General features: G+C 70.1%; 21 protein-coding genes and 3 pseudogenes. 12 read left to right on the forward strand and 12 right to left on the reverse strand.

The window, feature by feature from the left end:
- The first annotated feature begins 392 nt into the window (after positions 1–392).
- On the forward strand, positions 393–1,349 hold the full coding sequence (locus IE136_RS15995; protein WP_189600678.1) for a quinone oxidoreductase family protein: 957 nt from the start codon (positions 393–395) through the stop codon (positions 1,347–1,349).
- Between the two features lie 172 nt (positions 1,350–1,521).
- Here the strand turns inward: IE136_RS15995 and IE136_RS16000 are convergent, their stop codons facing one another.
- The 3 genes from IE136_RS16000 to IE136_RS16010 form a co-directional block, all read right to left on the reverse strand.
- Entirely contained in the window at positions 1,522–2,889 is a 1,368-nt protein-coding gene (locus IE136_RS16000) for a pyridoxal phosphate-dependent decarboxylase family protein (RefSeq protein WP_189600679.1), read from the reverse strand.
- 99 nt (positions 2,890–2,988) lie between these two features.
- Entirely contained in the window at positions 2,989–3,753 is a 765-nt protein-coding gene (locus IE136_RS16005) for a GntR family transcriptional regulator (RefSeq protein WP_189600680.1), read from the reverse strand.
- A gap of 32 nt (positions 3,754–3,785) precedes the next feature.
- The gene (locus IE136_RS16010) at positions 3,786–4,553 is read right to left on the reverse strand and encodes a GntR family transcriptional regulator (RefSeq protein WP_189600681.1); all 768 of its coding nucleotides are present in this window, start codon (positions 4,551–4,553) and stop codon (positions 3,786–3,788) included.
- Between the two features lie 173 nt (positions 4,554–4,726).
- Between IE136_RS16010 and IE136_RS16015 the strand changes: the two are divergent.
- The 5 genes and pseudogenes from IE136_RS16015 to IE136_RS16035 all read left to right on the forward strand — a co-directional run bounded on the left by IE136_RS16015 (position 4,727) and on the right by IE136_RS16035 (position 10,797).
- Positions 4,727–5,986, forward strand: a pseudogene (locus tag IE136_RS16015) (extracellular solute-binding protein).
- Between the two features lie 17 nt (positions 5,987–6,003).
- Complete coding sequence (locus IE136_RS16020) at positions 6,004–6,906, forward strand: carbohydrate ABC transporter permease (RefSeq protein ID WP_229818883.1); 903 nt, start codon at positions 6,004–6,006, stop codon at positions 6,904–6,906.
- Positions 6,903–7,736, forward strand: coding sequence for a carbohydrate ABC transporter permease (locus IE136_RS16025; protein ID WP_158993352.1), 834 nt, complete (start codon positions 6,903–6,905; stop codon positions 7,734–7,736). The genes IE136_RS16020 and IE136_RS16025 overlap by 4 nt, the downstream gene beginning before the upstream one ends.
- A gap of 9 nt (positions 7,737–7,745) precedes the next feature.
- Positions 7,746–9,260 (forward strand): beta-N-acetylhexosaminidase, encoded by a 1,515-nt coding sequence (locus tag IE136_RS16030; protein ID WP_189600682.1) that lies wholly within the window; start codon positions 7,746–7,748, stop codon positions 9,258–9,260.
- Between the two features lie 100 nt (positions 9,261–9,360).
- Entirely contained in the window at positions 9,361–10,797 is a 1,437-nt protein-coding gene (locus IE136_RS16035) for a cellulose binding domain-containing protein (protein ID WP_189600683.1), read from the forward strand.
- Between the two features lie 297 nt (positions 10,798–11,094).
- Here the strand turns inward: IE136_RS16035 and IE136_RS16040 are convergent, their stop codons facing one another.
- Positions 11,095–11,421 carry a hypothetical protein gene (locus IE136_RS16040; RefSeq protein ID WP_189600684.1) on the reverse strand — a complete coding sequence of 109 codons (327 nt, stop codon included), beginning with the start codon at positions 11,419–11,421 and terminating at the stop codon, positions 11,095–11,097.
- A gap of 508 nt (positions 11,422–11,929) precedes the next feature.
- On the opposite strand from IE136_RS16040, the gene IE136_RS16045 reads away from it, so the two are divergent.
- Complete coding sequence (locus IE136_RS16045) at positions 11,930–14,002, forward strand: SpoIIE family protein phosphatase (RefSeq protein WP_189600685.1); 2,073 nt, start codon at positions 11,930–11,932, stop codon at positions 14,000–14,002.
- Between the two features lie 778 nt (positions 14,003–14,780).
- On the opposite strand, the gene IE136_RS16050 is transcribed toward IE136_RS16045, so the two are convergent.
- The 3 genes from IE136_RS16050 to IE136_RS16060 are packed head-to-tail and all read right to left on the reverse strand — an operon-like array spanning position 14,781 to position 17,226.
- Positions 14,781–15,119: an STAS domain-containing protein gene (locus tag IE136_RS16050; RefSeq protein ID WP_189600686.1), complete on the reverse strand. Its 339-nt coding sequence runs from the start codon at positions 15,117–15,119 to the stop codon at positions 14,781–14,783.
- Complete coding sequence (locus IE136_RS16055; protein WP_189600687.1) at positions 15,116–16,423, reverse strand: SpoIIE family protein phosphatase; 1,308 nt, start codon at positions 16,421–16,423, stop codon at positions 15,116–15,118. The genes IE136_RS16050 and IE136_RS16055 overlap by 4 nt, the downstream gene beginning before the upstream one ends.
- Positions 16,423–17,226 carry an alpha/beta fold hydrolase gene (locus tag IE136_RS16060; protein WP_189600688.1) on the reverse strand — a complete coding sequence of 268 codons (804 nt, stop codon included), beginning with the start codon at positions 17,224–17,226 and terminating at the stop codon, positions 16,423–16,425. The genes IE136_RS16055 and IE136_RS16060 overlap by 1 nt, the downstream gene beginning before the upstream one ends.
- 357 nt (positions 17,227–17,583) lie before the next feature.
- On the opposite strand from IE136_RS16060, the gene IE136_RS16065 reads away from it, so the two are divergent.
- Complete coding sequence (locus IE136_RS16065) at positions 17,584–19,662, forward strand: SpoIIE family protein phosphatase (protein WP_158993338.1); 2,079 nt, start codon at positions 17,584–17,586, stop codon at positions 19,660–19,662.
- 364 nt (positions 19,663–20,026) lie between these two features.
- Here the strand turns inward: IE136_RS16065 and IE136_RS16070 are convergent, their stop codons facing one another.
- A complete protein-coding gene (locus IE136_RS16070; RefSeq protein WP_158993336.1) occupies positions 20,027–20,398 on the reverse strand; it encodes a DoxX family protein in 372 nt (123 codons plus the stop codon).
- A gap of 186 nt (positions 20,399–20,584) precedes the next feature.
- Between IE136_RS16070 and IE136_RS16075 the strand changes: the two genes are divergently transcribed.
- From IE136_RS16075 to IE136_RS16085, 4 genes and pseudogenes are all read left to right on the forward strand, one after another.
- Complete coding sequence (locus IE136_RS16075) at positions 20,585–20,839, forward strand: MBL fold metallo-hydrolase (protein WP_268247937.1); 255 nt, start codon at positions 20,585–20,587, stop codon at positions 20,837–20,839.
- A 93-nt stretch (positions 20,840–20,932) separates the two neighbouring features.
- Entirely contained in the window at positions 20,933–21,466 is a 534-nt protein-coding gene (locus IE136_RS16080) for a hypothetical protein (protein ID WP_158993334.1), read from the forward strand.
- Between the two features lie 256 nt (positions 21,467–21,722).
- A pseudogene (locus IE136_RS35660) lies at positions 21,723–21,892 on the forward strand (transcriptional regulator); the annotation flags it as partial.
- A gap of 8 nt (positions 21,893–21,900) precedes the next feature.
- Positions 21,901–22,053 (forward strand): annotated as a pseudogene (locus IE136_RS16085) (VOC family protein); the annotation flags it as partial.
- Positions 22,054–22,109: 56 nt separating this feature from the next.
- Here IE136_RS16085 and IE136_RS16090 read toward each other — a convergent pair.
- From IE136_RS16090 to IE136_RS16105, 4 genes are all read right to left on the reverse strand, one after another.
- Positions 22,110–22,646 (reverse strand): HAD domain-containing protein, encoded by a 537-nt coding sequence (locus IE136_RS16090; RefSeq protein ID WP_189600689.1) that lies wholly within the window; start codon positions 22,644–22,646, stop codon positions 22,110–22,112.
- Positions 22,647–23,234: 588 nt separating this feature from the next.
- Entirely contained in the window at positions 23,235–23,789 is a 555-nt protein-coding gene (locus IE136_RS16095) for a GNAT family N-acetyltransferase (RefSeq protein ID WP_189600690.1), read from the reverse strand.
- A gap of 196 nt (positions 23,790–23,985) precedes the next feature.
- Complete coding sequence (locus IE136_RS16100; protein WP_158993330.1) at positions 23,986–24,372, reverse strand: VOC family protein; 387 nt, start codon at positions 24,370–24,372, stop codon at positions 23,986–23,988.
- Positions 24,373–24,771: 399 nt separating this feature from the next.
- A complete protein-coding gene (locus IE136_RS16105) occupies positions 24,772–26,280 on the reverse strand; it encodes a glycoside hydrolase family 6 protein (protein WP_189600691.1) in 1,509 nt (502 codons plus the stop codon).
- Positions 26,281–26,639 lie beyond the last annotated feature (359 nt).

A 26,639-nucleotide genomic window follows, 5' to 3' on the forward strand; every position in this document is an offset into this window, starting at 1 on the left:
TTCAGACATAGAGGGGCCGAACGAATATGTGCGTTCCGTTACCTGGTGGTACGAAATGACGATTCATCAAATCCCTTATGAGGCATGCGAGTTGACCTGAAACCGCAGGAATGGTTTAGCCCTTGACGATCTTCTCGTTATCCGATTGAGATAATCTGGATCGCTATTTGACTCGCCGTCAACGGAATGCCTCACTCCAAACAATTTCCGCCATCACGCATGGTGCAAGTCCGAAACAATTGCTTGGGGAATCCATAAGGGGTCCCGAGGTCGAGGGCGTGGCGCAGCTCACATACTGAGCAGTTGGTAATGCCTCGCGCCTGATGGGAACGTGATGTCGGCGGACTCCGCTGGAGGGTTCCGCAGGACATGGCAGGGTGTGAGGAGCGACTGTGCGTGCCATACACGTCACCGAATTCGGCGGGCCCGAGGTGTTGCGGCTGGTGGAGGTGCCCGATCCCCGGCCAGAACCCGGCCGCCTGCTGATCGACGTCTCGGCAGCCGGCGTCAATTACGCCGACACGCACGCGGTGGAGGATTCGTATCTGTCCCGTTCCGCCCTGCCGATGGTCCCGGGCGGTGAGGTGGTCGGCCGCACGGAGGACGGGCGCCGGGTCGTCGCCCTCGCGGACCGCTACGGCGGTTACGCCGAAATGACTTCCGTGCAGGAGGACTTGGCAATCGACGTCCCTGATTCGGTGAGCGACGGCGAGGCCCTGGCCTTGATCGTCCAGGGCCTCACCGCCTGGCACCTGCTGCGCACCGTGGGGCGCGTGGCCCCGGGCGAGTCGCTCGTGGTGCACGCCGCTGCGGGTGGCACCGGATCCCTCGCCGTGCAGCTCGCCAGGATGTTCGGGGCCGGACGCGTCATCGCCACCGCCTCCACCCCCCAGAAGCGCGATCTCGCCCTCTCCCTCGGTGCCGACGTCGCCGTCGACGCCGACGCGGAGGGCCTCAAGGACCGGCTGACAGAGGCCAACGAGGGCAAGAAGGTCGACGTCGTCCTCGAGATGACAGGTGGGCCGGTCTTCGACGAGTCCCTCGCCGCCCTCGCGCCCTTCGGCCGACTGGTCACGTACGGCATGGCGAGCCGGCAGACCCCGCGTCCCGTCCACGCGGCGCAACTGATGGGCCGCTCCCGGGCGGTCGTCGGCTTCTGGCTGATGCACGCGGTCGGGCGTCCCGGCATGTACCGCGAACCGATGTCGGAACTGCTCGAGATGGTCGGTGACGGGCGCCTGAAGCCACAGGTCGGCTGCGTCTATCCCCTGACCGAGGCGGCACGCGCGCACGAGGACCTCCGAGCCCGCAGGACCGTCGGCAAGCTGATCCTCGACACGTCCCGCTGATCCTGGGCTTCGCGGGCCCGTCCGGGAGCGCGCGACTCGTTGGGCGCGGAAAGCGGGTTCCGTCCGGCGGCACATCGGCAACCCGCCGGACGGTTCGGACACCCGGCGGATGCCTCTCTGCCCGACGGAGCGCGTCCATGGCGCGGACGGGCGCCGAACGGCGGACTCCGTGTCAGGCGTTCACGGCCGCGCGCCGGATGGCGTCGAGCGTGCGCCTCACGTCGTCGTCCGTGGTGGACCAGTTGCTCACCGAGATACGCATGACGCGCCGGCCGTGCCAGGTGGAGCCGCTGATCCACGCCGTGCCGTCCTCGAGCAGCCTGGCGAGTACGCGGTCCGTACGTTCGTCGCTGCCGAACTCGGCGCAGACCTGGGTGAACACGACGTCGTTGAGCACTGTCGCACCGTCGATCTCCGCGATGCCGGTCGCGAACGTACGGGCGTGGGCGCACAGCCGCTCGACGAGGTCGGTCACACCTGAGCGGCCCAGGGACCTGAGGGCGGCCCACGCGGTGAAGGCCCTGCCACGCCGTGAGAGTTCGGGAACCTTGTCGATGGGGTCCCCCTGTTCGTGCTGGATGAGGTAGTCGCCGCGTTCGCCCATCGCCGCCCGGACCGCGGAGGGGTCACGCACGATCGCGAGTCCGCAGTCGTAGGGGACGTTCAGGGTCTTGTGGGCGTCCGTCGCCCAGGAGTCCGCGTCCGCGCAGCCCGCCGTCAGACGGGCGTACCGCGGCGAGACAGCCGCCCACAGTCCGAAGGCGCCGTCGACATGCACCCACGCGTCCGCCTCGCGCGCGGCCCGGATGCTCTCGACGAAGGGATCGAAGGCGCCGGAGTGGACGTCGCCGGCCTGGAGGATCACGATCGTGGGGCTCTGCCCTCCGGCCGTCAGCGCGTGTCGCAGGGCGTCTGGCTCGATGCGTCCTTGATCGTCCGCCTCCACCAGGTCGGGCTTGCCGAGCCCGAGGTAGCGCAGCGCCATGCCGATGGCCATGTGCCGGGACTCTCCGGCGATGACGTGTACGGCGGGGCCACCGGTGAGGCCGTCGCGGCCGACGTTCCAGCCCGTGCGCCGCAGCACCGTGTCGCGGCCCGCGGCGAGGCATGTGAAGTTCGCCATCGTCGCGCCTGTGGTGAAGCCGACGGAGCCGGTGCTCGGCAGGCCGAGCAGATCGAGCAGCCACGCTCCGGCGACGTCCTCCGCCGCCGAGTACGCGGGCGAGACCGCGCGCATCACGCAGTTCTGGTCCCAGGCGCTGACCAGCCAGTCAGCGGCCAGGGCGGCCGGTTCGGTGCCGCCGACCACGAACCCGTAGAAGCGGCCGCTGGGGAACGCCGTGAGGCCCGGCTCGCAGGCCGTGGCCAGCAGGTCGACGACGTCGGCGGGGGTGCTGGGGTCGTCGGGCAGTTCGGCACCGAGCGCGCGGACGATCTCGTCGACCGAGGCGCGTGCGGGAACCCGGCGGTCGGACAGACTCGCCAGCCACCGGACGGCATGGTCATGCGCCCGTCGGAGCGCCGCCTCGCGCGCGTCCATACTTGGGACTATGCGACGGTGGCCACCGACGCGCAAGCCGTGGCCCGCGCCCTTGCCCTTGCGCTGCTCACCGGGCGGAGGGGCGGAGAGACGCAGCCGTCACTCGACCGTCCCCCACCACGCCCCGCCCCGCCCCACGTCCGCCGCTGCGAGGTCGGCCCGGCCCTCGCCGAGGGTGAGGCGGGAGACGATGCGGTAACGGTCGCCCCGGTAGAGGGAGCGGACGTACTCGACCGGCCTGCCGCCCGTGTCCGAAGTGGTCCGGTCGAAGAGCAGTGCGGGTGACAGGACCGGCACCTCCAGGAGGGCGGCCTCCTCCTCGTTCAGCACGGTCGGCTCGATCGACTGGACCGCGTGGGCCGGTCGGATGCCGCGTCGCCTGCGCAAGTGGGCGTAGAAGCCGCCTTCCAGGTCGGCGGCGGTGAGTCCGGGGACGAGGTCGGCCGGGACGTGGAGGTGTTCCAGGGCGATCGGGGCGCCGTCGACATGTCGGAGACGGGTCACGTGCACCAGCTCCGACGCCGGGGAGATCGCGAGTCGGCGGCCGATCCGGGCGCCGGCGTGTACGGTGCGCAGGTCGAGCACCGTGCTCGTCCAACTGCCCCGGCTCCGGGGGGCGTCGGCCACGTGGTTCTCGGCGACCAGCTCCTGGGTGATCTTGTCGGGCGCGACGAACATGCCGCGGCCGTGCTCCCGTACCAGCAGGCCCGTGGCGACGAGTTCGTCGACGGCGGCACGCAGGGTCGGGCGGGAGACCCCGAGGGCGGCGCAGAGGGTGCGCTCGGACGGGATGGCGTCACCCGGACGGCGACTGTCGATCATGGTCAGCAGATGCTCACGGACGCGCTCCCGCTTGAGCTCCATCCTGCCCCTCCCCGGTGCGCCGTCGGCTGGGGTCAGTATGCATCTCCCTCGGTCGAGGACGTCACGTGGCCGTCGCGGGTGAAGTCGAGGCGGGAGACGATGCGGTAACGGTCACCGCGGTAGACGGAGTGGACGTACTCGACGGGACGGCCGGCGGTGTCGAGGGTGAGGCGTTCGATGAGCAGGGCGGGCGAGAGGACGGGGACGTCCAGGAGTGCGGCCTCGTTCTCGCTGACGACGGTGGGTTCGATCGACTGGGTGGCTTCCCGGACGTGGACCCGGTGGTGCTCGCGCAGGTGGTCGTAGAGGTCGCCCGCCTCGAGTTCCTCCGGGGTGAGGACGGTGCCGACCAGGTCGGCCGGGATGTGCAGGTGCTCGATGGCCATGGGAGAGCCGTCGACGAGGCGGAGGCGTGCGACGTAGAGCAGTTCGGCCGCGGGTGAGAGGCGGAGCCGGCGGCCGATGCGGGCGCCCGCCCGGATCGTGGCGGACTCCAGGACGGTGCTGGACCAACTGCCCGATGCGCGGGGCACGGCGAAAGGCACGTCGTCCGGGGCGAGTTGCTGGGTGATCTTGGCGGGCGCGACGAACATGCCGCGGCCGTGCTCCCGTACCAGCGCGCCCGTGGCGACGAGCTCGTCGACGGCGGCACGCAGGGTCGGGCGGGAGACCCCGAGGGCGGCGCACAGGGTGCGCTCGGACGGGATCGGGTCCCCCGGGCCGCCTCCTTCGATGAGGCCCAGCAGGTGTTCTCGTACCCGCTCCCGCTTCAGCACTCCGCTAAAGGAGCCGTCCTTCATGCCGCTCTCCTGACTGGTCAACTGGTAAGTCGGATACTAGCGTCCTCGGTTGACGTGTCACTGAGTGAACAGCCCATCTTTTTCAAGGGATTGACGACCGAAGCGCACCATGCCACCTTCTGGTCACACAGCTGACAACCTGACCAATTGGTCAACCATGCATCGAGGTGCCCGTGAACACTCGTCCCCTCGTCGCCCCCGTCGCCCTCGCGGCGGCCGTCGCGACCGCCGCCACGGCCTGTAGCGGATCGGGCGATCCCGCGGCCTCCGGCGGGCCCGAGAAGGTCACCGTATGGATCATGAAGGACAGCGTCACCGACGCCTTCCTCAGCCGCTTCCGCGCCGGCTTCCAGGCGGAGCACAAGGACATCGAGCTCGACGTCCAGATCCAGGAATGGGACGGCATCGGCGAGAAGGTCACAGCCGCCCTCGCCAGCAAGGACGCCCCGGACGTCATCGAGGTCGGCAACACCCAGGTCGCGCAGTACGCGGCGAGCGGTGGCGTTCGGGACCTCACCGACAGAACGGCTGAGCTGAACGGCGCCGACTGGCTTCCCGGACTCGCAGAACCCGGGAAGGTCGACGGCAAGCAGTACGGCATCCCCTGGTACGCGGCCAACCGCGTCGTGATCTACCACAAGGACCTTTTCTCCCGCGCGGGCGTCACCGCGCCGCCGAAGACTTAGGCCGAGTGGCTCGCCGTCACCACGAAGCTGAACCGGGGCAAGACGCAGGGCATCTACCTTCCCGGCCAGAACTGGTACACCCTGTCCGGCTTCATCTGGGAGGAGGGCGGGGACCTCGCGGTCAAGGACGGCACGGCCTGGAAGGGGACGCTCGACACGCCACAGGCCCTCGCCGGCATGGACTTCTACCGACAGCTGCAGGCCCTGGGCAAGGGGCCCAAGGACTCCGACGAGGCCAAGCCCCCGCAGGCCGAGGTCTTCGCCAGGGGCGACGTCGCCCAGATCATCGCCGTACCCGGCGGCGCGAAAATCGTCGAGGAGATCAACCCCGCATTGAAGGGAAAGCTCGGCTTCTTCCCTGTCCCGGGCAGGACGGCGGAGAAGCCCGGCGCCGTCTTCACCGGCGGCTCCGACCTCATCGTGCCGGCGGCCTCGGCCCATCCCGAGGCCGCCTACGAGGTCGTCAAGGCGCTGGCCGGCGACAAGTGGCAGACGGACATGGCCAGAACCATGAGTTACGTCCCCAACCGCACCACACTCGCGGGCGTCATCCAGGACGACGAGGGCACCGCCGCCATGGCGGCGGGCGCGGCGCGGGGCCGGGCCACACCGAACTCCCCGCAGTGGGCGGCCGTCGAAGCCACCAACCCGATCAAGCAGTACATGACGGCCGTGCTCACCGGCACCGACCCCGCGCGGGCGGCCGCGAACGCGTCCCGGAGCATCACCAAGACCCTCGGCTCGTGAGACGGGACGCACGACCCGTGACGCGGCAGCCGAACGGGCCGGCCATCTGGCCCTGTCTCCTGGTCGCCCCAACCGTCCTCGGCGGGGTGCTCCTCCTCGGATACCCCTTCGTCCGCAACCTGCTGATCTCGTTCCAGCAGTACGGCATGGGCGAACTCATCCGCGGCGACGCCGACTTCGTGGGGTTCCGCAACTACCGGACCGTCCTGGCCGACCCCGCGTTCTGGGAGGTCGTCCGGCGCACCTTCTGGTGGACCCTGGTCAACGTCGTACTGATCATGGTGATCGGCACGCTGGTCGCGCTGATGATGCGGCGACTCGGCCGGCGTATGCGGATCGTGGTGACGAGCGGGCTCGTCCTCGCGTGGGCCAGCCCGGTGATCGCCACCACGACGGTCTTCCAGTGGCTCTTCGCCTCCCGCCTGGGAGTGGTCAACTGGGTACTCGTACGGCTCGGGTTCGAGTCCTTCGCGGGCTACTCCTGGCTCGCCGACGGCCCGGCCGCGTTCACCGTCCTCGTCCTGCTCGTGGTCTGGCAGTCCGTACCCTTCGCCGCCATCACGCTCCACTCCGCGCTGCTGACCGTCCCCTCCGAACTGTACGAGTCCGCCCGGCTGGACGGAGCCGGGGGTTGGCGGATCTTCCGCTCGGTCACGCTGCCGCTCCTGCGGCCGCTCTTCGGACTCGTCCTCTGCCTCGAAGTCATCTGGGTCTTCCGCTGCTTCGCCCAGATCTGGGCGGTCACCAAGGGCGGACCGGGCGAGGCGACGACCACGCTGCCCGTCTACGCCTACCGGGTCGCGCAGTCCCTGCACCGGTACGACCTCGGAGCGGCCGTCTCCACCCTCACCGTCCTCATCCTCGTGACCGCGCTGATCGCCTACTTCCGCCAGATGCTCCGACAGGAGGCCGACCGGTGAAACCGCGCGCCCTGCGCCGACTCCCCCTGAACACCGCGGCGGCACTCGTCTTCGTCCTGGCCGTCTTCCCGGTGTACTGGATGGTCCTCACCGCCTTCCGGCCCACCCGCGGCATCCAGTCCGAGACGCCCCACTTCCTGCCCGTCTCCGTCACCTTGGAGCACTTCCGCAACGCCGTCGCGGCCGACGGCTTCTGGATCTTCTGGCGCAACAGTCTCCTCGTGACCGCCGGGTCCGTCCTGCTCGCGCTGGTGGTGGCGCTCGCCGCCGCGTTCGCCGTCGCCCGCATGCGATGGCGCGGCCGGCGCGGCTTCATCCTCATGGTCTTCATCGCCCAGATGGCGCCCTGGGAAGCGCTGCTGATCCCGATGTACGTCATCGTCCGGGACGCCGACCTGCTCGACCGGCTGGTGACCCTCAGCCTCATCTACTTCATGGTCACCCTTCCCTTCACCATCGTCACCCTCCGCTCCTTCCTGGCGGCCGTCCCGGCCGAGCTCGAAGAGGCCGCGCAGGTGGACGGCTGCACTCGGGCGGCCGCCTTCCGCCGGGTGACCCTCCCCCTGCTCGCCCCCGGGCTGCTGGCCACCTCGCTGTTCGGGTTCATCACCGCCTGGAACGAGTTCGCCTTCGCCAACATGCTGATCATCAAGAACCAGGACGACCGCACGCTCCCCGTATGGCTCTCGTCCTTCTCCAACGTCTTCGGCACCGACTGGGGCGCCACCATGGCCGCCTCCACCCTCTTCGCCCTGCCCGTCCTCCTCCTCTTCCTGGTCCTGCAGGGCCGGGTCGCCGCCGGCATGACCGGCGGAGCCGTGAAGGGATAACGCATCGCGATGCCCCAGCCCCGACTCGTTCCCGAACCCACTCATCTCGCGCTCCTGCCCGGCAGGTTCACCTTCGACGACACGACCGCGCTCAGGGTCTCGCCCGGCGCCGAGGCCGCCGCCGGACTGCTGCGCACCCTGCTCGGCCCGGCCGCCGGCCTGCCGCTCCCCGCGCGTCCGGACGGCTCCGTCGTCCTGGCCCTCGACCGCGCCCTCACCGGCCTCGGCGAGGAGGGCTACGGTCTCACCATCGGCACCGAAGGGGTGCTGCTGCGAGCGGCCCGCGCCCGGGGCCTCCTCGCCGGAGTTCAGACACTCCGCCAACTCCTGCCCGTCGAAGCGCTCCGCGCGGAACCCGCGGCCGGCATCGAGTGGTCGGTCCCCTGCGCGCAGATCACCGACACGCCCCGCTTCCCCTGGCGCGGCTCCATGCTCGACGTCGCCCGCCACTTCCGCCCCGTGTCCTTCCTGCGGCGCTACGTCGACCTCCTCGCCTTCCACAAACTCAACGTTCTCCACCTCCACCTCACCGACGACCAGGGCTGGCGCATGCCGGTCGCCGCACTCCCCCGGCTCACCGAGGTGGGCGGGCTGCCGCACGGCGGCGCCTACACACGCGCCGAGCTCACCGGACTGGTCACGTACGCGGCGGAGCGCGGTGTCACCGTCGTGCCCGAGATCGAGATGCCCGGCCATGTCCGCGCCGCCCTCGCCGCCTATCCCGAGCTGGGCAATCAGCCGGGCCGCACGTACGACGTCTGGGATCGATGGGGCGTGTGCGACACCGTCCTCGGCGTCCATGACGAAGCCCTCGACTTCTGCCGTACCGTCCTGGACGAGGTGGCGGACGTCTTTCCCTCCTCGTACGTCCACGTCGGCGGCGAGGAGTGCCCCACCACCGAGTGGCACGCCTCCCCCAGTGCGCGCCGACGGGCCGCCGACGAGGGGCTGGCCGGTCCCCAGGCCCTGCACGGCTGGTTCATGGAACGGATCGGACGCCACCTTCTCGACGCCGGCCGCCGGCCGCTCGGCTGGACCGAGAACGGCGCCGATCTTCCGCCGTACTTCACCGTCATGCCGTGGCGCGACGCCGGCCACGGCCGCACGGCCGCCCGCCGCGGACAGCAGGTCGTCATGACACCTCACCGCACCACCTACCTCGACTACCCACAGTCCGCGGACCCCGGGGAGCCGCCCGGCCAGAGAGGCGGAATCGTCGACCTGCGCGCCGTCCACAAAACCGACCCGGCGCCGACGGAGTGGAGCGCGGAGGAGTCCGCCCAGGTCCTCGGCGCACAGGCGCAGTTGTGGACCGAGTACGTGCCCACCGCCGCACACGCCGAGTACCTCGCCTTCCCCCGGCTCTGCGCCCTCGCGGAGGTCGTCTGGACCGGCCGGCACGACTGGGCCGGCTTCCAAGAACGCCTCCGCCACCACAGGACCCGGCTCGACGCCCTGGGGGTGCCGCGCCGTCTTTCCGCGACGTCCTCGTCCCTGGCGCCCGTCTCCTCCGCGCCCCCGTAAGCCCGCCCATGCCGGTCCCGACGCGTGGCCGGTCCCGACCCCGGCCTCCCTGTGCCATCCCTGACCCCCCGCACCACCCCGATCAAGGAGAGGAATCCCCATGAGTGACCCGACCAGGAACAGGAACATCAACAGGAACCTGCGGCTCCGTGCCGCGCTCGCCGTCGCCGCGGTGACCGGGCTGGGAGCCACTGCGCTCACCGCGCTCCCCGCGGCGGCGGCCGGTGAGGCCGTCGCCGTCCAGTACCGGCAGAGCGCCGGCGGCAGCGACCAGGCCGAGCCCTGGCTCAAGGTGGTCAACACCGGCACGTCGAGCGTCCCGTTGAACCAGGTCAAGGTCCGCTACTACTTCAAGGCCGAGGCGGGAGCGTCTTACACCTACGCCTGCTCGTGGGCCGTGAAGGGCTGCGCGAACCTCACCGGCGCCTTCGGCACCCTGGCCGCGCCCACCGCGACCGCCGACCGCTATCTCGAGATCGGCTTCACCGCCGGCGCGGGTTCCCTCGCGCCCGGCGCGAACACCGGTGACATGCAGCTTCGCTTCCACCGCTCCAACTGGCAGCCGCTCAACCAGAACGACGACTACTCCTTCGGTCCGAGCCAGACGACGTACGCCAACTGGTCCAAGGTCACGGCGACCGTGGGCGGCGTGGCGGTCTGGGGCACCGCCCCCGCGGGCAACGAACCGACACCGACTCCGACCGACCCGACCACCCCGCCGGCCACCGGGGCCGCGCTCTTCGACGACTTCGACTACACCGGCCACACGGACCCCGCGATCGCCAACCACGGCTGGAGCGTTCGCTCCAACTCCGGCGGCCCAGGGGTGCCCGGAGCCACATGGGCTCCCGAGAACGTCACCTTCGCGAAGGAGGGTACGAACTCGATCATGAACCTGCGGACCTCGACCGCCGGAACCGGCGAGTCCACCCGGCACACCGAGATCCTCACGCGCGCGACGAAGTTCAAGAACGGCACCTACGCGGCGCGCGTGCGGTTCTCCGACGCACCGCTGTCCGGCCCGGACGGCGACCGCATCGTCCAGACGTTCTTCACCATCAACGACCTCAAGGCGCCGATGGCCGACGACTACGCCGAGTACGACTTCGAGTACCTCCCCAACGGGGGCTGGGGTGAGCCCGGCAACATCCTTTACACCACGTCGTGGGAGACCTATCGGCCCGACCCGTGGGAGGCCGTCAACCAGCACTCCGAGGTCCGGGCGAGCTACGCCGGCTGGCACGACCTGGTGCTGACCGTCGACGACCACGCGATCGTCTACTACGTCGACGGCCAGGAGTTCGGCCGGCACGACGCGCGCTACCTCCCCGAACGCCCCATGTCCATCAACTTCAACCAGTGGCTGATCGACCTCGCCGGCCAGACCTCGACGACGCCGCGCGCGTACGACCAGAAGGTCGACTACGTCCTGCACGTCAAGGACCAGGTCCTGACGCCGGCGCAGGTGGCCGCCAAGGTCGGGGCGTACCGGTCGGCGGGCACGACCTTCGAGGACTCCGTACCGGCCGCGCGGTAGCCCGCTCGTTTCCGCCTCCCACGGCGGGAGATCCGGATCCCGGGCACGGCATCCCCCGCCCGGGGTCCGGATCTCCGCGTGGCCGCGAGGAACCGGGGGCTGTCGGCCCGTGCCCGCGTCGCGGGCGCCGGAATTCCCCTGCCCCCGCGAACGGGCGGCTGAGCCGGAGAACGACTCGTCCGAGGCGATCGCCACGCTGGTCTCTTCCTCCCGTGCGGGCGCGCATGGAACTCGACCGCTGCGGCGCGGCACTCGTCTTCCAGTTTCTGACCGAGCGGGTTTCTCGTTGGGACCAGATCAGCGGGGGCGACGGCGGCGGTGATACGCGAACGTCAGGGCCAGCAGCAGGGGGCCCCACAGGGTGAACAGACCGCTGACCGTCATCGCCAGCACGTCCCAGCCCTCGGTGTACGGGAAGCCGTCAGCACCGCCGAGGCGGAAGGCCCCGAACGCCCAGTGGACCATCAGGGCGGTGAAGAAGAGGCCGGCGATCGTCGCGGGGAGGGTCGCCGCGAAGGGCGGGATGCGTCTGCCTCCCCACTTGGGAACCCAGGTGGGTACAAGCCCGCCCATGGTGTAGGCGGGGTAGTCGTCGTCGAGACGACCGTACAACTGCTTACCCAAAGGGGGGCTGCGTACTGCCGGTGATACGAACTGCTCAGTGGCCTGTGACAGCTCCACCCTTCGGCAGCCGGCCCCGTCGCCCGTCCTGCGTCTGCTCTGACTTGGAACCCCACTGCCGAACTTCCCGGTACGCGCGCCCGCAGCCGACACCTTTACCGAGGAACCACTGATTACGCACACTGCTGGGTACTGCCACCGCGTCAATCACGGTCCTGCTCACGGCGGCCCCTGATCACCGCGAGCCACCCTCGGCAGGGAGGTAATCGACCTCGAACAGCGATGGAGGGGGCGGCAAGACCGGGTGCCGGACGACCGGCGGCAAGACCTGAGCCCCCTCCCTTCATCCGGCCGTGAAGGACCTGCCTCGACAGCAGTGGCCGCTTCCGAACTGGTCCGACTCAGCCGGCCGCATGGCCGTGAAGCACCTCGGCGAGCAGAATGGACGTGAGAGCCCTGTCCGCCGCAGGTGGCGCACTCGGCTGTCGTGCGCGCGCGGAAAGGGCACCTGGTGTCGTCGAAACCACCGGGGGAAGAGCAGGGTCCCGGGCCGCTCTGGTCGGAGCCGGGAACCCTGCTGGAGCACGTGGCCGTTGCCGTGCTGGGAATGGATGACGAGGACCGGATCTGCTACTGGGGGCCCGGTGCGCGGCGGCTTTTCGGATACGAGGCCGGGGACGTTCTGTCCAGGCCCGCCGCGACCCTCTTCCCCGCCGCCCCCGTGGACGGGACCAGTGCGGCAGAGCGACTCGCGGAACGAGGTCGGACCCTTGGCTACTGGCGAGTAAGAATGCCGGCCCTCCACCAGGACGGCACGATCTTCGACTGCGGATTCCGGGTCTTCCCGGTGACGGACCACAAGGGCCGCTCCGTCATCGTCGGCCTGGCCAGCAGGGGTGACGAACTCGACCGCGTGAAGACCAACCTCACGTTCCTCGACGCGCTTTTCGAGACGTGCCCGATCGGCCTCGTCATGCTCGACGAAAACCTGCGCTACGTGCACCTCAACCAGGCCCTCGCCGACATGGACGGGATCCCGATCGAGGACCACATCGGGCGCCGCATGGAAGACTTCATGATCACGTCCGACGGGGGCGAGTATCAGCGCATGCTGCGCACCGTCGCCGCCGAGGGACGGCCCGTCGTGAGCGCGCTGATCGTTCTTCGCACGCCGGGGCGTCCCGACCGGGACCAGGTGCGCTCGGTGAGTTTCTTCCCCTTGAGCCAGGCAGGCGATACGCGGCCGGGATTGGGTGGTCTCCTCGTGGACGTCACCGACCGCGAGCAGGCCATCGTGGAAGCGGCGGCCGGGCGGCAACGGCTGGCTCTGCTGGACCGGGCCGCAGCCCGCATCGGCACCACACTGGACGTGGACGTCACCGCCCGTGAGCTGGTCGAAGCGGCTGTTCCGGAGTTCGCCGACGCCTCCGTCGTGGAGATCGTGGAGTGGATGGACGAGCCCGGGCTGTTCGACCCGGACATGCCCCTGGTCACGCGCCGGATCGCGTCCGGCACCAGCCTGCCGCCTCCGGCTCCCGAACTCGTCGGCGGACTGGAGCGCGTGACGTACCCGCCGGGCTCCACGATCCACGACATGGTGTCGACGGGCCTGCCCGTCTGCGTCCCGGTGAACGAGGAGTTCATGACACGGACCGTGATCCACCAGGCCCGCAGCCAGTTGCTGATCGACAGCGGCCTGACCAGCCTCCTCATCGCTCCCCTCATCGCCCGGGGCACGGTCCAGGGAATCACCATGTTCGGCCGCTCCGCCGCCCGCCCGGTCTTCACCGAGCAGGACCTCAGCCTGGCCGGCGAACTCGCCTCACGCGCCGCTCTGTGCCTGGACAACGCCCGCCTCTACAGCCAGGTCCAGGAGATCGCCCTCACCTTCCAGCGCGCGCTGCTGCCCACCGCCCTGGCGACCAGCCCGTCTCTGCGCATCGCCCACCGCTACCTCCCCGGCAGCCACCTCACGGAGGTCGGGGGTGACTGGTACGACGTGATCGACCTGCAGGGCGGCCGGGTGGCCCTCGTTGTCGGCGACGTCATGGGACACGGCGTCCCGGCGGCCGCGGCGATGGGCAGGCTGCGGATCACCACCAAGGCGCTGGCCCGCCAGAACCTGGAACCCGACGACCTCCTCATGGAGCTCGACGCCTGCGTACAGGAGGCAGGCATCGAGCTGGCGACCTGCCTCTACGTCCACTACAACCCCGGGACGGGCAGAGCCCGCATCGCGAACGCCGGCCACCCCCCGCCTCTCGTACGTGAGCCGAACGGCACGGTGAGGGTCATCGACAACGTGTTGGGGGTTCCTCTCGGTGTCGGCGGCCTTCCCTTCGACACACTCGAGATCGAGCTCCAGGAGGGCGACACCCTGGCCCTCTACACCGACGGCCTCATCGAGGCACGTGGCAAGGACATCGAGGAGGGCATCGGGGCCCTCCGCACCCAACTGGCCGTGGCTACGGGCACTTTGGAGGAGACTGCGGACGACATCCTCGCGCATTTGCTGTCGGCCGCCCCTACTGACGACACCGTGCTCGTCCTCGCCCAGGTCAGCCCGCCGAAAGGACCCCAGTAGGACGCCATGTGGGACGTGGCGGCATGACGGTCTTCGGCCACCCCGGCACCTTGCCGCTTTTGGACCCCGCGCGGGAGCCATCGCGGGAGGCCATGGCGGCCAGCCTCGCTCGGACGACTTCTTCACGGTCCAGGATCGCCAACCGGAGCATGGACGGGGCACCGTGGACGTCGCCCCCTACGCAACCGCGGCCGGCCAGGACGGCGAAGAGCTGAGGCTCACCCCGGCGTTCGACATCCGCAGTGCGCGAAAGCACGGTGCGCTGAGGTGGAACGAACGCGGAAGGCCCGGGCCGCGGGTCGGCGCGGGTTCGCCGACGGACGAGGCGGCGATGACGGCGATGACGGCGATGCGTAAGGAAACTCGAGCGGGGGAGCCCTCGCCGCAAGTCGCCGCCTGGAGCGTGCTCGCGACAGTAGTGCGAAGCCGGTCTGCGGACAGCTTCTCCCAGGCCGGCGCTCTCGCAGTGCCGTGAGCAGGCTGAGGAACTCGCGACGCCACCGCTCGCGATCGCGGAGCCGTGGTGGATATCGCCGCCGGCCGGGTCGAGGGCGGCGAGCATGCGCATCACACCCGCCGTACCGGATGCAGGCAGCCCGCAGCCGACGGGCCTGTGGCCGGACGCCACGCCGACGTCCGGCGCTCACCGTCCTGCGCCCTGTCGGCGCCGGGCGCGAGGTCAAGGCCTGGCACGTCGCGGTCGTCACCCCGCCGGGGCGTTACAGACCGCTACGGCTACGGCGATCGTGCACCAGGGCAAGGCGCCCCGCGTCGTATGTCAGGCCCGGGCGGCGGTGTCGCTGTCGGGGTAAAGGGCGAATACCCGGTCGAGGCCGACGATGGTCAGGATGCGCAGGGTGTTGGCGGGGACTGCGGCCAGCGCGATGTCGGCCTTGGCGGCTTGGGCATGGTTGCGGGCGGCGATCAGGGCGGTGATGCCGCTGGAGTCGCAGAATTCCATGCTGGCAAGGTCCAGGATGAGGCGTTGGCCAGGCTGGAGGGTGAGCGTGGTGAGCAGGTCGCGCAGCTCTGGGGCGCTGGGGTAGTCGAGGGCGCCGATGATCTCCAGGACGGGGCCGGTGGTGGTGTCTCTGGTGGTGATCTTCAGTGGGGTCATCGTGTGTTCTTCGTCGGTGGGTCTTCGGCGGGGACGCCGAGGGCGAGCAGTGCGGTGTCGTCGTCAAGGCCGTCGCCGAAGTCGTCCAGCAGCTCGGTCAGGGCCTTGATGACGGCTTGCGGGGGCTTGCCGGCGTAGTGGGTGGCGAAGGCTCGCAGGGCGTCGTCCCCGTACAGCGTGGTGCGGTCCTCGCCGGTGCGGGCCTCGGTGATGCCGTCGGTGTAGAGCAGGAGGGTGTCGCCGGGGGTGAGGACGGTCGTGGCGGCGGCGAAGCACGGGTCGGGCAGGATGCCGACGAGGATGCCGCCGGGGGTGGGCAGGAAGTCGGCCGTGCCGTCGGCACGCAGGACGAGGACCGGCGGGTGGCCGCCCGAGGCGAGGCGGACGGTGACTTGTCCGGTCGCGGAATCGGGTTCGAGGATGCCGAAGACGGCAGTGCAGTAGCGCGGGTCGCCGCCGCTGTAACGCTCGTGGAGCACCTTGTTGAGGGTGTTCAGGGCGGTCACGGGGTCGGGGTCGTGCAGGGCGGCGGCGCGCAGGGTGTACCGGGTCAGGGAGGTGACCGCGGCGGCCTGGGGGCCTTTGCCGCACACGTCGCCCAGGAAGAACGCCCAGCGTTTGCCGTCGATGGCGAAAACGTCGTAGAAGTCGCCGCCGAGCCGGTCGACGGACGCGGTGTGGTAGTACGCGGCGGCTTCCATTCCGGGCATCGTCGGCAGGGAGTCCGGGAGGAGGGACTTCTGCAGCACTGTGAGTGCGTCCTGCAGCCGGGCCCGGTCGGCCTCCGCCTGCTTGCGCGCCGCCTCCGCCTGCTTGCGCGCCGCCTCCGCCGCTTCGCGGCCTCGCAGGAGTTCTTCCTCGTAGGCGCGACGGTCCCTGGCATCGAAGACGGTGGTGCGGATCAGCAGCGGCTCGCCGGTACCGGCGTACTTGATCACGGAGGAGACCAGCACCGGAATCCGCCCGCCGTCGGCCTGTTTGATCTCCAGGGCTATGCCGCCGACCTCGCCCTGCATCCGCAGCAGGGGCGCGAAGTGTGTCTCGTGATACAGCTTTCCGCCCACGGTCAGCAGGTCCGTGAACCGCATGCGGCCCACCACCGCCTCCGGCTCCAGACCGAGCCAGCCCAGCAGAGTGGCGTTGATCTTCGCGATGGTGCCGTCCATAAGCGTGGACAGATATCCGCACGGCGCGCTCTCGTACAGTTCCTCGGCGCTGTCCTCCAGCAGTGCGGCGAACGCCGCCTTCGACGTCTTTTCGCCGCCTGCGCCGGGCGGGCCGGGCTGCTGCCCGGTGCGGCACATCACCGCAGGCCCGAAAGGAAGGTGGTCAGGGCCTCGTTGGTGGCCTCCGGCGCGGACAGGTGGGGGCAGTGCCCGGTGGCGTCCAGCGTGATCAGCTTCGAGCCGGGGACCGCCCGCTGGACGAAGGCGCCGACCTCCCGGGGCGCGATGACGTCCTGGGCGCAGTCCAGCACCAGCGTCGGCACGCCGACCGCCTTCAGGTCGTCGCGGGAGTCCGAGAGGAACGTCGTACGGGCGAAGACCCGGGCCATCTCCGGGTCCGTGGCGCAGAAGCTGTTGGTCAGCTCCTCGCCCAGTTCGGGCCGGTCCGGATTCCCCATGATCAACGGTGCCATCGCGGAGGACCATCCGAGGTAGTTCGACTCCAGTGACAGCAGCAGCTCGTCGATGTCCTCGGCGCTGAAACCGCCTCGGTAGTCGACGTCGTCGATGTACCGCGGCGAGGGAGCGACCATGACCAGCGCCCCGATACGCGCCGGTGCCGCCTGGGCGGCCAGTACCCCGATCATCGCGCTGACCGAGTGGCCCACGAACGCCGCGTCTTTCAGGTCGAGCGCCTCGCACACCTCCACCACGTCCTGGGCGTAGCCGTCCAGCGAGGCATAACGGTCCCGGGTGAACGCGGAAAGGTCCGAGCGGCCCGAACCCACGTAGTCGAACAGCACCACCCTGTAGTCCTCGACCAGGGCGGGGACGGTCAGGCGCCACATGTTCTGATCGCAACCGAACCCGTGAGCCAGCACCACCGTCGGTCCCTCGGGATTGCCGGTGACGGTGATGTTGTTCCTGCGTTCGATATCCATACCCGTCAGTATCGCAAGTTCGGCGTGGTTCACGAACGCTGCGGGCTCGGGCGCCTCCAGCGACCCGGTGTCGAGATGCGCGGCTCCCTCTGGCACCGCGTACGGCGAACAGGGCGGCTCCCTGTCCACGTCGCGCCCACAGGCGGGCTCCGCGAGACGGGAGCGGGGATGACGACCGGGTCGCAGGAACCGTGCTGCTGCCGCGTACTCCCCCGCCTGGTCGCAGGCGTAGCCGGCCTGCCGCTTGCGCAGCGGCTGCGGGAGCCATGGTTGGGGGAGACGATGATGTCACGGTCTCGTCTGCTCGCGGAGTGCTGATCGTGACCCTGTGGGGGTGGGTGGGAGGAGCGGCTGGCCATGGACACGGACGGGTTTCAGGCCGATCTGGGTGACGCGGGGCGGGCGGAGCTGAGCGGGGCGCCACGGGGCGGGTTGCTGGACGTCCTGGGTGTGGCGGCGATCGTCCTGGATGCGGAGGGGCGGATCGTTTTCTGGAGTCCCCAGGCCGAGGCTCTGATCGGCTACAGCGCCGGGGAGGCGCTCGGGCGGCACGCCGCCCAGCTGCTGGTGGCGGACGAGCACGTCGATCTCGTGCTCCGGTTGTTCGCCGAGGTGATGGCGGGCGAGGGGAGCTGGGCGGGCACCTTCCCCGTCCGGCACAAGGACGGCCGGACACGGCTGCTCGAGTTCCGCAACATGCGGCTGGAGGACGACCTCGGCGATCTCTACGCTCTGGGACTGGCCACCGACCAGGCTCTTTTGCGGCGGGTGGAGCGGGACCTGGCGCTGTCGGTGCGGCTGGTGGACCAGTCCCCGATCGGGCTGGCCGTGCTGGACACCGATCTGCGGTACGTGATGGTCAACCCGGCGCTCGAGCGGATCAACGGCCTGCCCGCCGAGGATCATCTCGGCCGCCGCGTGGGGGACGTGCTGCCGTTCCTGGACACCGACAGTGTCGAGTCGGCGATGCGCCGGGTCCTCACCACCGGCGCCCCGCTGCTGGACCAGTACACCCTCGGCCACACGCGCGCCGACCCCGACACCGAGCACGCCTGGTCGGTGTCCTTCTACCGCCTCGAAGCCCCTGGCGGAAAAGTGCTGGGGGTGGCCACGTCGGTCGTGGATGTCACCGACCGGCACCGCGCGGCCACGGACGCGGACCGGGCCCGCCACCGGCTCGCCCTCGTCGCCGACGCCTCGGTGCGCATCGGCACCACCCTGGACCTGGAACAGACCGCCCGCGAGCTGGCCGACGTCGCCGTGCCCGCCCTCGCCGACATGGCAGCCGTGGACGTCCTCGACTCCGCGCTGTCCGGCCACCGCACTCCGGCCTCTCACGAGGGACCAGCGGTTTTCAGGGCCCTGGCGGTCGCGGCCGCCTACCCCACCGAAGCGGCCGGGGCCGCCGACCCGCCCGGCCGGCTGGCCCACTACGACGCCGATCGCCTGGTCACGCGGTGCGTGAACACCAGTCGGCCCGTCATGGTCCCCCACGTGGAGGAGGCGGATCTTTCTCTCATCGCCCGCGACCCCCGGGCCGCCGCCCTGCTGGCCCGGGCAGGCGTCCACTCCTACCTGGCCGTCCCGCTGATCGCGCGCGGTGAAGTCCTCGGCGCGCTCGACCTCGTACGCGCCCGCAACCCGTTGCCGTTCACCCACGACGACGCCACCCTGGCCGGCGAGCTGGCTGCCCGGGCCGCCGTGTGCATCGACAACGCACGCTGGTACCAACGGCAGCGCGACACCGCGCTCACCCTCCAGCGCAGTCTTCTGCCCGACCCTCCGCGCCGCCTGTACGGCCTCGAGGTCGCCTCTCGCTACCAGCCGGCCAGCGCCGCCATCGAGGTGGGAGGCGACTGGTACGACATCCTCCCCCTGACCGCCGACCGGACCGCGCTCGTCGTCGGCGACGTCATGGGCAGCGGTATCAACGCCGCAACCACCATGGGACGGCTGCGCACCGCCACCCAGACCCTGGCCGGGCTGGACCTGGCACCAGCGGAGGTGCTGCGCAACCTGGACAGGATCATCGCCGGCCTGGACCCCTCCATCGCCACCTGCACCTACGTCCTCTACGACCCCCACAGCGCCCAGTGCCGTATCTCCACCGCCGGACATTTGCCTCCCGTCCACATGCGGCCGGGGCACCCGCCCGAACTCCTCGACCTGCCTACGGGCGCCCCGCTGGGCGTCGGCGGCGTCCCCTTCCGCACCACCGCCGTCGACCTGGACCCGGGCGACCAGCTGCTCCTCTACACCGACGGCCTGGTCGAGACCCGCGACGAGGACATCGACACCCGCCTTCAGGTACTCCTCACGCTCCTCGACGGCCCGCATCGCAGCCTCGAATACACCTGTGACCACCTGCTGGCCGCTCTGCGCCATCCCGGCGACCACGACGACGTGGCCCTGCTGATCGCCCGCGTCCGACGCTGACCTCGCCCGACACCGAACTGCGCGGCTCTCCCCGCTCGCCGCCATGACGCGCGGCACCCGGCGGTGGCCGGCAGCAGGGGCCGGGCTTCTCGCTGTCGCGTCCTTCCTGATCATCCGCTCGGCAACGACCCAGTCAACGGCCGTGACAAGCAGTGGGCGGCCGCCCATCCACCCGTCGATCACGCGGAGATCCTGGGCCGGTGGGAGGCGCGCAACTACGCCCGTACAGGCGCCGTTTCCGCCGCTTCGTGCTGCTGATACTTCTCTCCCGCGTGGCGCCGACGTCGACGCCACGCGAACGTGGCGGGCCTGTTACGGTTCCGGTTCTCCTGGAGTGCCGGCAGGGGCGCGGCGCTGTCCGGTTCTACGGCTCGTCGCGACCGACGTGACGAGCCCAGAGGATCAGCGGGATCTGGAGTGGGAGCCTTGCGTAGGCGACGGTCTTGGCGGCCGTCGGACGGTTCCGCCAGTCGTAGGCCATCTTCACGTTGGCCGGGAAGACCCCCGCGAAGAACAGGGCCGTGGCGCGGGCGCTCACCCGGCGGGTGGCCGGGAGCGCGAGACCTGCGGCGAGGGCGAGTTCGACCGCGCCGCTGGCGGCGGTCCAAGCCCGGGGGCTGCCCGGCAGGGCGCGCGGCACGATGGCGTCGAACTGCTTCGGTGCGGCGAAATGGGCGACGCCCGCGGAAGCGAGAAGCCCGGCGAGCAGGAGTGCGGAACGTGCGGACCGGGACATCGGCTTCCTTGCGGGCGAGGAGGGCAGCCTGACGTCAAGAAGAGTCCAGGCCAGGAGGAGTTACCAGGCAGTAAGTACGCCGTGATCGCGGCCGTCCTGTCTGCTCGTGCCCGCAAGCCGATCGGGAGCGGTGATCGACGCGTACGCCGAGGCGGCACCTCACGAGCAACGGCGACTTCCGCACCCCTGGATCGGCGAGAGGGTGAGCGCGGTGTGATCGTCATCGACCCCCTCATCTCCGCCCGGACAGCGGCAGCCGCACTCGCCCTCTCCCGCGAGCACCGGGGTGACCGGCCGGTCACGGGCCTGATCCACACCCACTCGCACGGCGACCACTTCGGCTCCCATGGTTTTGCGCCCGGCACCGAGGAAGTGCGCCACGCCGTCGGTTCGTCCACGCCCCCGCCGTGGTCTCGCGCGGCCGCTGTCAGTGCCGTCTGACAGGGTCCGCCCCATGAATGACCATCAGGCGCGGTCGGACGCGGTGGCGGCCGGGACGACGAAGGCGCGTAGCCGCCGGCGGGATGAGGGCCGATGGGCGACTGCTTCCAGACGATCGCCGACATCGACGCGACCGCCGAGGAGGCCGGGGCGCTCGGGGCGCGCGTGGTGACGTGGCTGGTGACCGAGGGCATCGTGCGAGCCGAGCGGAGGTACGAGATGCTGGGCAGGCCGGTGTACTCGCCGGGGCCGCGGTGGGACGACGTCACAGAGTGGACGAACGAGGGCGGCTGCGACGGGCTGGCCGTCATCACCGACCCCACCGTCTTCCGGGGATCCCTCGGCTCCGACGGCTCCGCCGTCTGCCCGCACTGCTCGGCGCGGGCCACCGCCGCGCCCTGGCCGGAGGCCGCAGAAATCTGGCACAGGACCGGCACCGCCGAGCTGCCGTGCCCGGTGTGCGACCGTATGGTCCCCCTGCCCGAGTGGACGTGGGAGGGCGACCGTTTCGCATTCGCCCACCTCGGCTTCGAGATATGGAACGCGGCCCGGCCCCGCCCGGAGTTCGTGGCCGAGTTCGGCCGGGTCCTCGGCCACCGGATCCGTACGGTCGCGGGGAAGCTCTGATCACGACGCGGCACGCGGAGCTCCGCCCCCGCGGCCGGCCGCCGATCCGGTCGCCGCCGGATGGTCGGCTGCCACCTCGAGCACGGCCGAGGACAGATCCTTCCGCCACAGGAAACGGGGTGCGACAGCGAGCAGCCTGATCAGAATCCCGTCCGCGACCGACCGGTTGTAGCCGGGTCCGGCCAGTCCAGCGCCGGCCCCGTCAGTTCGTGCGTCATCCGTTCATCCTGCCCGGCACACGGCTGGTGACCAAGCGGGGCTGGGGCTGTCCCGCCACGCGGCCAGCCCGCATCCGGCCGTAGTGGCATCGGCGGGTCTGGTCGTTTCCCGGCGCCAGGGACGCTGGAAGTTCCATGACCCGCTTCCCACCGAGCCCTTGAGTTCATCGTCACCCGATGGCTCAGGCCCCGTACATCGGAGACATCCCATGAGGATCCATCGCCGTGGACGACGTACACGCGGAGTACAGCCGGCTGCGCGAACTCGGAGTGCGCTTCACTCAGGATCCGCTGGAGATGAGCCCGATCACCACTGCGGTGCTGGACGACACCTGCGGCAACCTGATCCAGATCGTGCACAGCGAGTAGGAAACGGGCGTCAGGCGCCCGACGACCGCCGATCGGGACCGGGGCCAGGATCCGGATCAGGCGCCGATGAGCCCGGCCGCCCGTTGCAGCCATGCCCGGAGAGCTGCGAAGTCACGACCCATGAGACCCCGGCGCGGATCGACACGGTGGAGCAGGGCATGTCCTCGATGGTGCGCGGAGACCCAGGTTCGATCGATGCCGGTGATCTCGTCGTCGACCCAGGCGAATGAACGCCCTGCCGCCCAGCCGACAAGAGCGCGGGTCTTCCAGTGCAGCCCGTTCCGCTCGTCCCGCTCATCGACGTCGGACGGCTCCGGCCACGTCACCACGGGCAACGGCGACAGGCCGATTCGAGGAGCGACACACTCGTTCGCGTCATCCATCCAGCTCGTGGCCCACACCAGATCGCACGGCAATGCTGCCAGCCGGGGCCCGTGCTCAGGGTCGATCCTCGCCAGCAGCGGATTCGAGCCGCCCTCCCGCGCTTCGGGGCCGGGCGGATACGTCCGATACCGCTCCGGCGACGCGCCGAACGGGATGAGTGGTCCGTCGACATCCAGGAAGAGCAGCGGATGTCGCACAGAACTGGTCACAGCAGCACGATAGCGGCTGGTTCCGGTGGCCACGGGGCGTGGCTCGACGATGACCATGCGCGGGGTCGGCCGCCTGCCCTTCACTGCGCCTGGAAGTTCGCGACCGAGATGCTCTACGTGACGAGCGGGGCGTACGGAGTGCCCTTCGAGGTCATCGAACGGGGAAGCTGCCACGCCGCGCCTCTCGCCCTGATCCGCCTCATCCATACCCTCGCCCGCGAGAGCACCTCGGGGTACGGCCGCAAGGTCGGCCCGGCACCTCCGCGGCAACGCCCGGCCAGGACCGAGGCCGGATCCCGGTCCGGGGCCGGTGCCGAAGCCGAGTCCGGGGCTCATGCCCATGACCATGCTGAGGTTGAAGTTGCGGTCGAAGCGGAGACTGTGCGGCGAAGGCGAGGCCGGTGACGGACGCCGGCGCGCATCGGGATCTGCCGATGCGCCGCCCCTGGTGTCCTGTGGCAACGCCGGGACCATGGACCTGCTGGAACGGGCGGACGTCACGTCCTGGAGGCGATTCGCCCAGCGGCCCGCCGGGCCGGCCTGCCCGTGGAGGTCATCCACGTGATCACCATCCTGCCCACGGAACCGTCAGGCCGCGGACCAGCCCTTCGATTCCGGCTTCCAGTCCTTGACAAGGAGCCCGAGGAGCACCTCGTCCAGGAACGCGCCCATGACCCAGGCCGAGGAGCGCAGCACGCCCTCGCGGACGAAGCCGTTGCGCTCGGCGGAGCGAAGCATCGCGAAGTTGTCCGACAGCGTCTCGATCTGCAGCCGCTGCAGGCCCCGCACGACGAACCCGTAGTGGCACAGCACCGCGACCACGTCCGTGCCGTAGCCCTTGCCGCGGGAGGACGGCAACAGTCCAAGGCCGATGTGCGCGGACCGATTGTGGTTGTCGATCCCCCACAGCACCGCGGTCCCGACCAGGGTGCCGCCGCCCAGCTCCACCACGGAGAACTGGACGCTCCCCTGCTCCTTGTCGTCCACCACGAGCCGCGGATCCTTCGATCCGGGCGTGATCGGCCGCCACGGCCCGCCTTCGGCCCGCGACGCGTTGACCACGTCGTCGTAGAGCTCGGCCCGCAGGATCGGTATGTCGTCCTCGTGCCGGGCCCTGAGCCCGACCTTGTCACCTCTGAGCATGCAAGCTTCCTATCCGACCGGGCCGGCCGGCGGCAAACCGATATGCGGTCGTCTCGTTTTGGCGCAGGCTGGTAGGGGATGAGGACGCCGGCGATTGCCGACGAACGTGAGGACGTGCTGGGCTCGGCGCCCGTGGCGCCTGGGCGGGCGGCGGCAGCCTCGAGCCGGTCCGCCCGCACGACCCTGCTCAAGCTGCTCAGCTGTCGGCGTCCTGCGGGTACCAGCGCAGTTCGACCGTGTTGCCGTCCGGGTCCTTGACGTAGACCGACTGTGCCGAGCCGCGCGCGCCCCAGCGCGGGACGGGGCCCTCGATGACGTCGAACGTCCCGCCGTCGATGACCTCCTGCCAGTCGAGCGGGTCGACGACCAGACAGATGTGGTCGACATTGGACTCACCTCGCGGACGGGAGAAGAGGTCGATGACGGTGCTCTCGTCGATACGCACGGACGGGAAGGGCACCTTGCCGGCCCGCCACTCCTCGACCCGCTCGGGCGCGAGGCCGAGAGGGCCGGTGTAGAACTCCAGCGCCTTGTCGACGTCGGTCACGTTGAGCACCAGGTGGTCGAAGGCTTTGACTCGCATGGTGAGGTCTCCAAGTCTTCTTGATTTCTCGTCAGCTCGGCGAGATCGGGGTCGGCGACGACGGGCCCTGCGGTGGATCCGTCGCAGCCAGGAAACGTTTTACCTTGTCGTGCCGGGCAGCAGGGACGGCCACGTCGGCTTCGCCCTCGCAAGCAAGCCCGTGCTGCTCGCGCAACGGACGCTCGCGACGCGTGAGGTCGGCAGTGAACATCGGTCACCCGCTGACTCCAGCATCGGTCCGCTGCCCATGAACGCTCTCCCGTGGAGACTCGTGAAGTGGGCGGCGGTGCGGGGCGCAGCCCGGCAACAGGACCTGCTCGTGCAGGGGGCGGTGCGAGAAGCGGCGGATGGGGGCCCTCCTCTCCGAGGGGAGGAGGACCCTGGTCCCGGGGAACGTGCTCAGCGGCCGTCGATGAGTGCGTCGGCGAGGTCCGGGGAGAAGGAGCCGGCCGGCGGGGAGCCCGCCGGGCATTCGGCGGAGTCGCCGTCCGAGTCACCCGGGTTCTTGATCCACAGGAGGTACTCGGCGCCGCCCGTGCCGGCCCGAGAGGTCACACCCAGCTTGCGCCCTGCCGGGTTGCAGAAGCCGACGTGCCCGCTGCTCGGGACGCCGGGCGTCACGTAGGCGCCGTTGCCGTTGCGGGCGGTGTCCACGACCCACCGGGCGTCGACGCCGAAGTCGGCCTTGAGCTGGGTCGCCAGTTTGCTGCCGTACTGGTTGGAGATCTCCGTGGAGTCGAAGTTCGAGACGCCGATGGAGACCCCGCGGGCCATCGAGACGCCGGAGCGGTTGAGCAGATAGGCCATCCGCTTCAGGCCGATGCCTCCGTTGCCGCTGAGGTCGTGCCCGAGGGTCCAGGTGGCGTTGCCTCCGTCGAGGTATGTCTGGACGAAGCCGCCCTGCGCCCTGAGGTGCTGGTTGGCGTACCAGAGCATGTCGAAGCGCGCTTCGAGGGCCGCTCCCGAGATGCACCCCGGGTCGGAGGACTGGGCGACCGCGTCCGGCTCCAGGATCACGACGGCCGGGCGGCCTTCGATGCCCTGGGCGAAGGCGTCGATCCACTCCTTGTAGCGGTCGGCGTCGGCGGAGCCGCCCGAGGACGCGCCGCCGCAGTCACGGCCGGGGATGTTGTAGGCGACGAGCACGGGGAGCTTCCCCTTGGCGGCCGCCGCGCCCACATAGTTGCTCACCTCGGCCCGGATGCCGGTGGCGGCGTTGCCGTCGGCATCCCAATTGCCGAACCACTTCACGGTGTTGTGGTCGGCGATGGCCGCCTTGATCTTCGAGGCGCGGGGGTCCGTCGTGCCCCGCACCCACCTCATCGCGGTGCTGTCGGGGTCGGTGTGGAAGCCTTCGCGCGCCGTCGACGTGGTCAGCGAGACGTTGTCCAGGACGATGTCCGTCCTGACGTTCTGGCCGCCGACCTGGAAGTCGATGTGCCCGTCGTTCGAATCCAGCGTGGACGTGAAGGTCCAGCTGAACCGCTTGGCCGTGGTGGTCAGGCCGAGTTCGTTCTCCAGGGACGTGGGGTACGGCGCGGTCCCCAGCTGGACCGTCGACTTGATCTTCGTGGTCCTGGAGGCCTTGGCGTCGAATGACAGGGTGTACGTGACGCCTGGACGCAGCTTGATGTCGTTCTGCCCCACGACCGCGCGATACCACTGACCGACCTGGTTCGCGGGAGCCGGTTCCACCGTGGCCCGCAGCGCGCCGTCCACGGAGTTCACCGTGACGCCCGAACTCCCCCACCAGTACGCGGTGTCCGTGGTGAAGGTGCCGTTGCGCGCCAGTTCGCCGTAGACAGCCTGCTCCGGTGCCGCCTCGGCCGCCGCGGCGGGGACGGTGAGCAGGGCTGCGGCGAGCGCGCATGCGCTGACGGTGGTGAGTGCTATGGAGGTGTTTCTCATGCTCGGCCTTCTATGAACTTCTTGGTCTTCTTGGATGGCACTGCCTGCGTCCCGGCGGGCGGAAGCGTTCCCTGAGCGAGGGGGTCCTTCTTCAACCGGTGTGACGCACCGCCGAGAGAAAGTCTTCGTGTGTGTTCCAACCCAGCTGCCCGTCCCCGTTGTTCGAACATGCGGTCCTCTTGGTCAGGTCGGCTCATTCAAGAGGAGAGGTGAACACGTGTCCATCTTCGGCGGGGGTGCTCCTCCTCGGCTCGCGGCCCGTTTGCGGGCCGGCGGAGCGACACCGAGGACAAGGGCGCCCCGCCGACGGGGGAGACGGCGGGGCGCTCTCAGTGTGACAGGCGCGGGCTGCGAACGAG

This window comes from Streptomyces lateritius (assembly GCF_014649715.1).
GTDB classification, from domain to species: Bacteria; Actinomycetota; Actinomycetes; order Streptomycetales; family Streptomycetaceae; genus Streptomyces; species Streptomyces lateritius.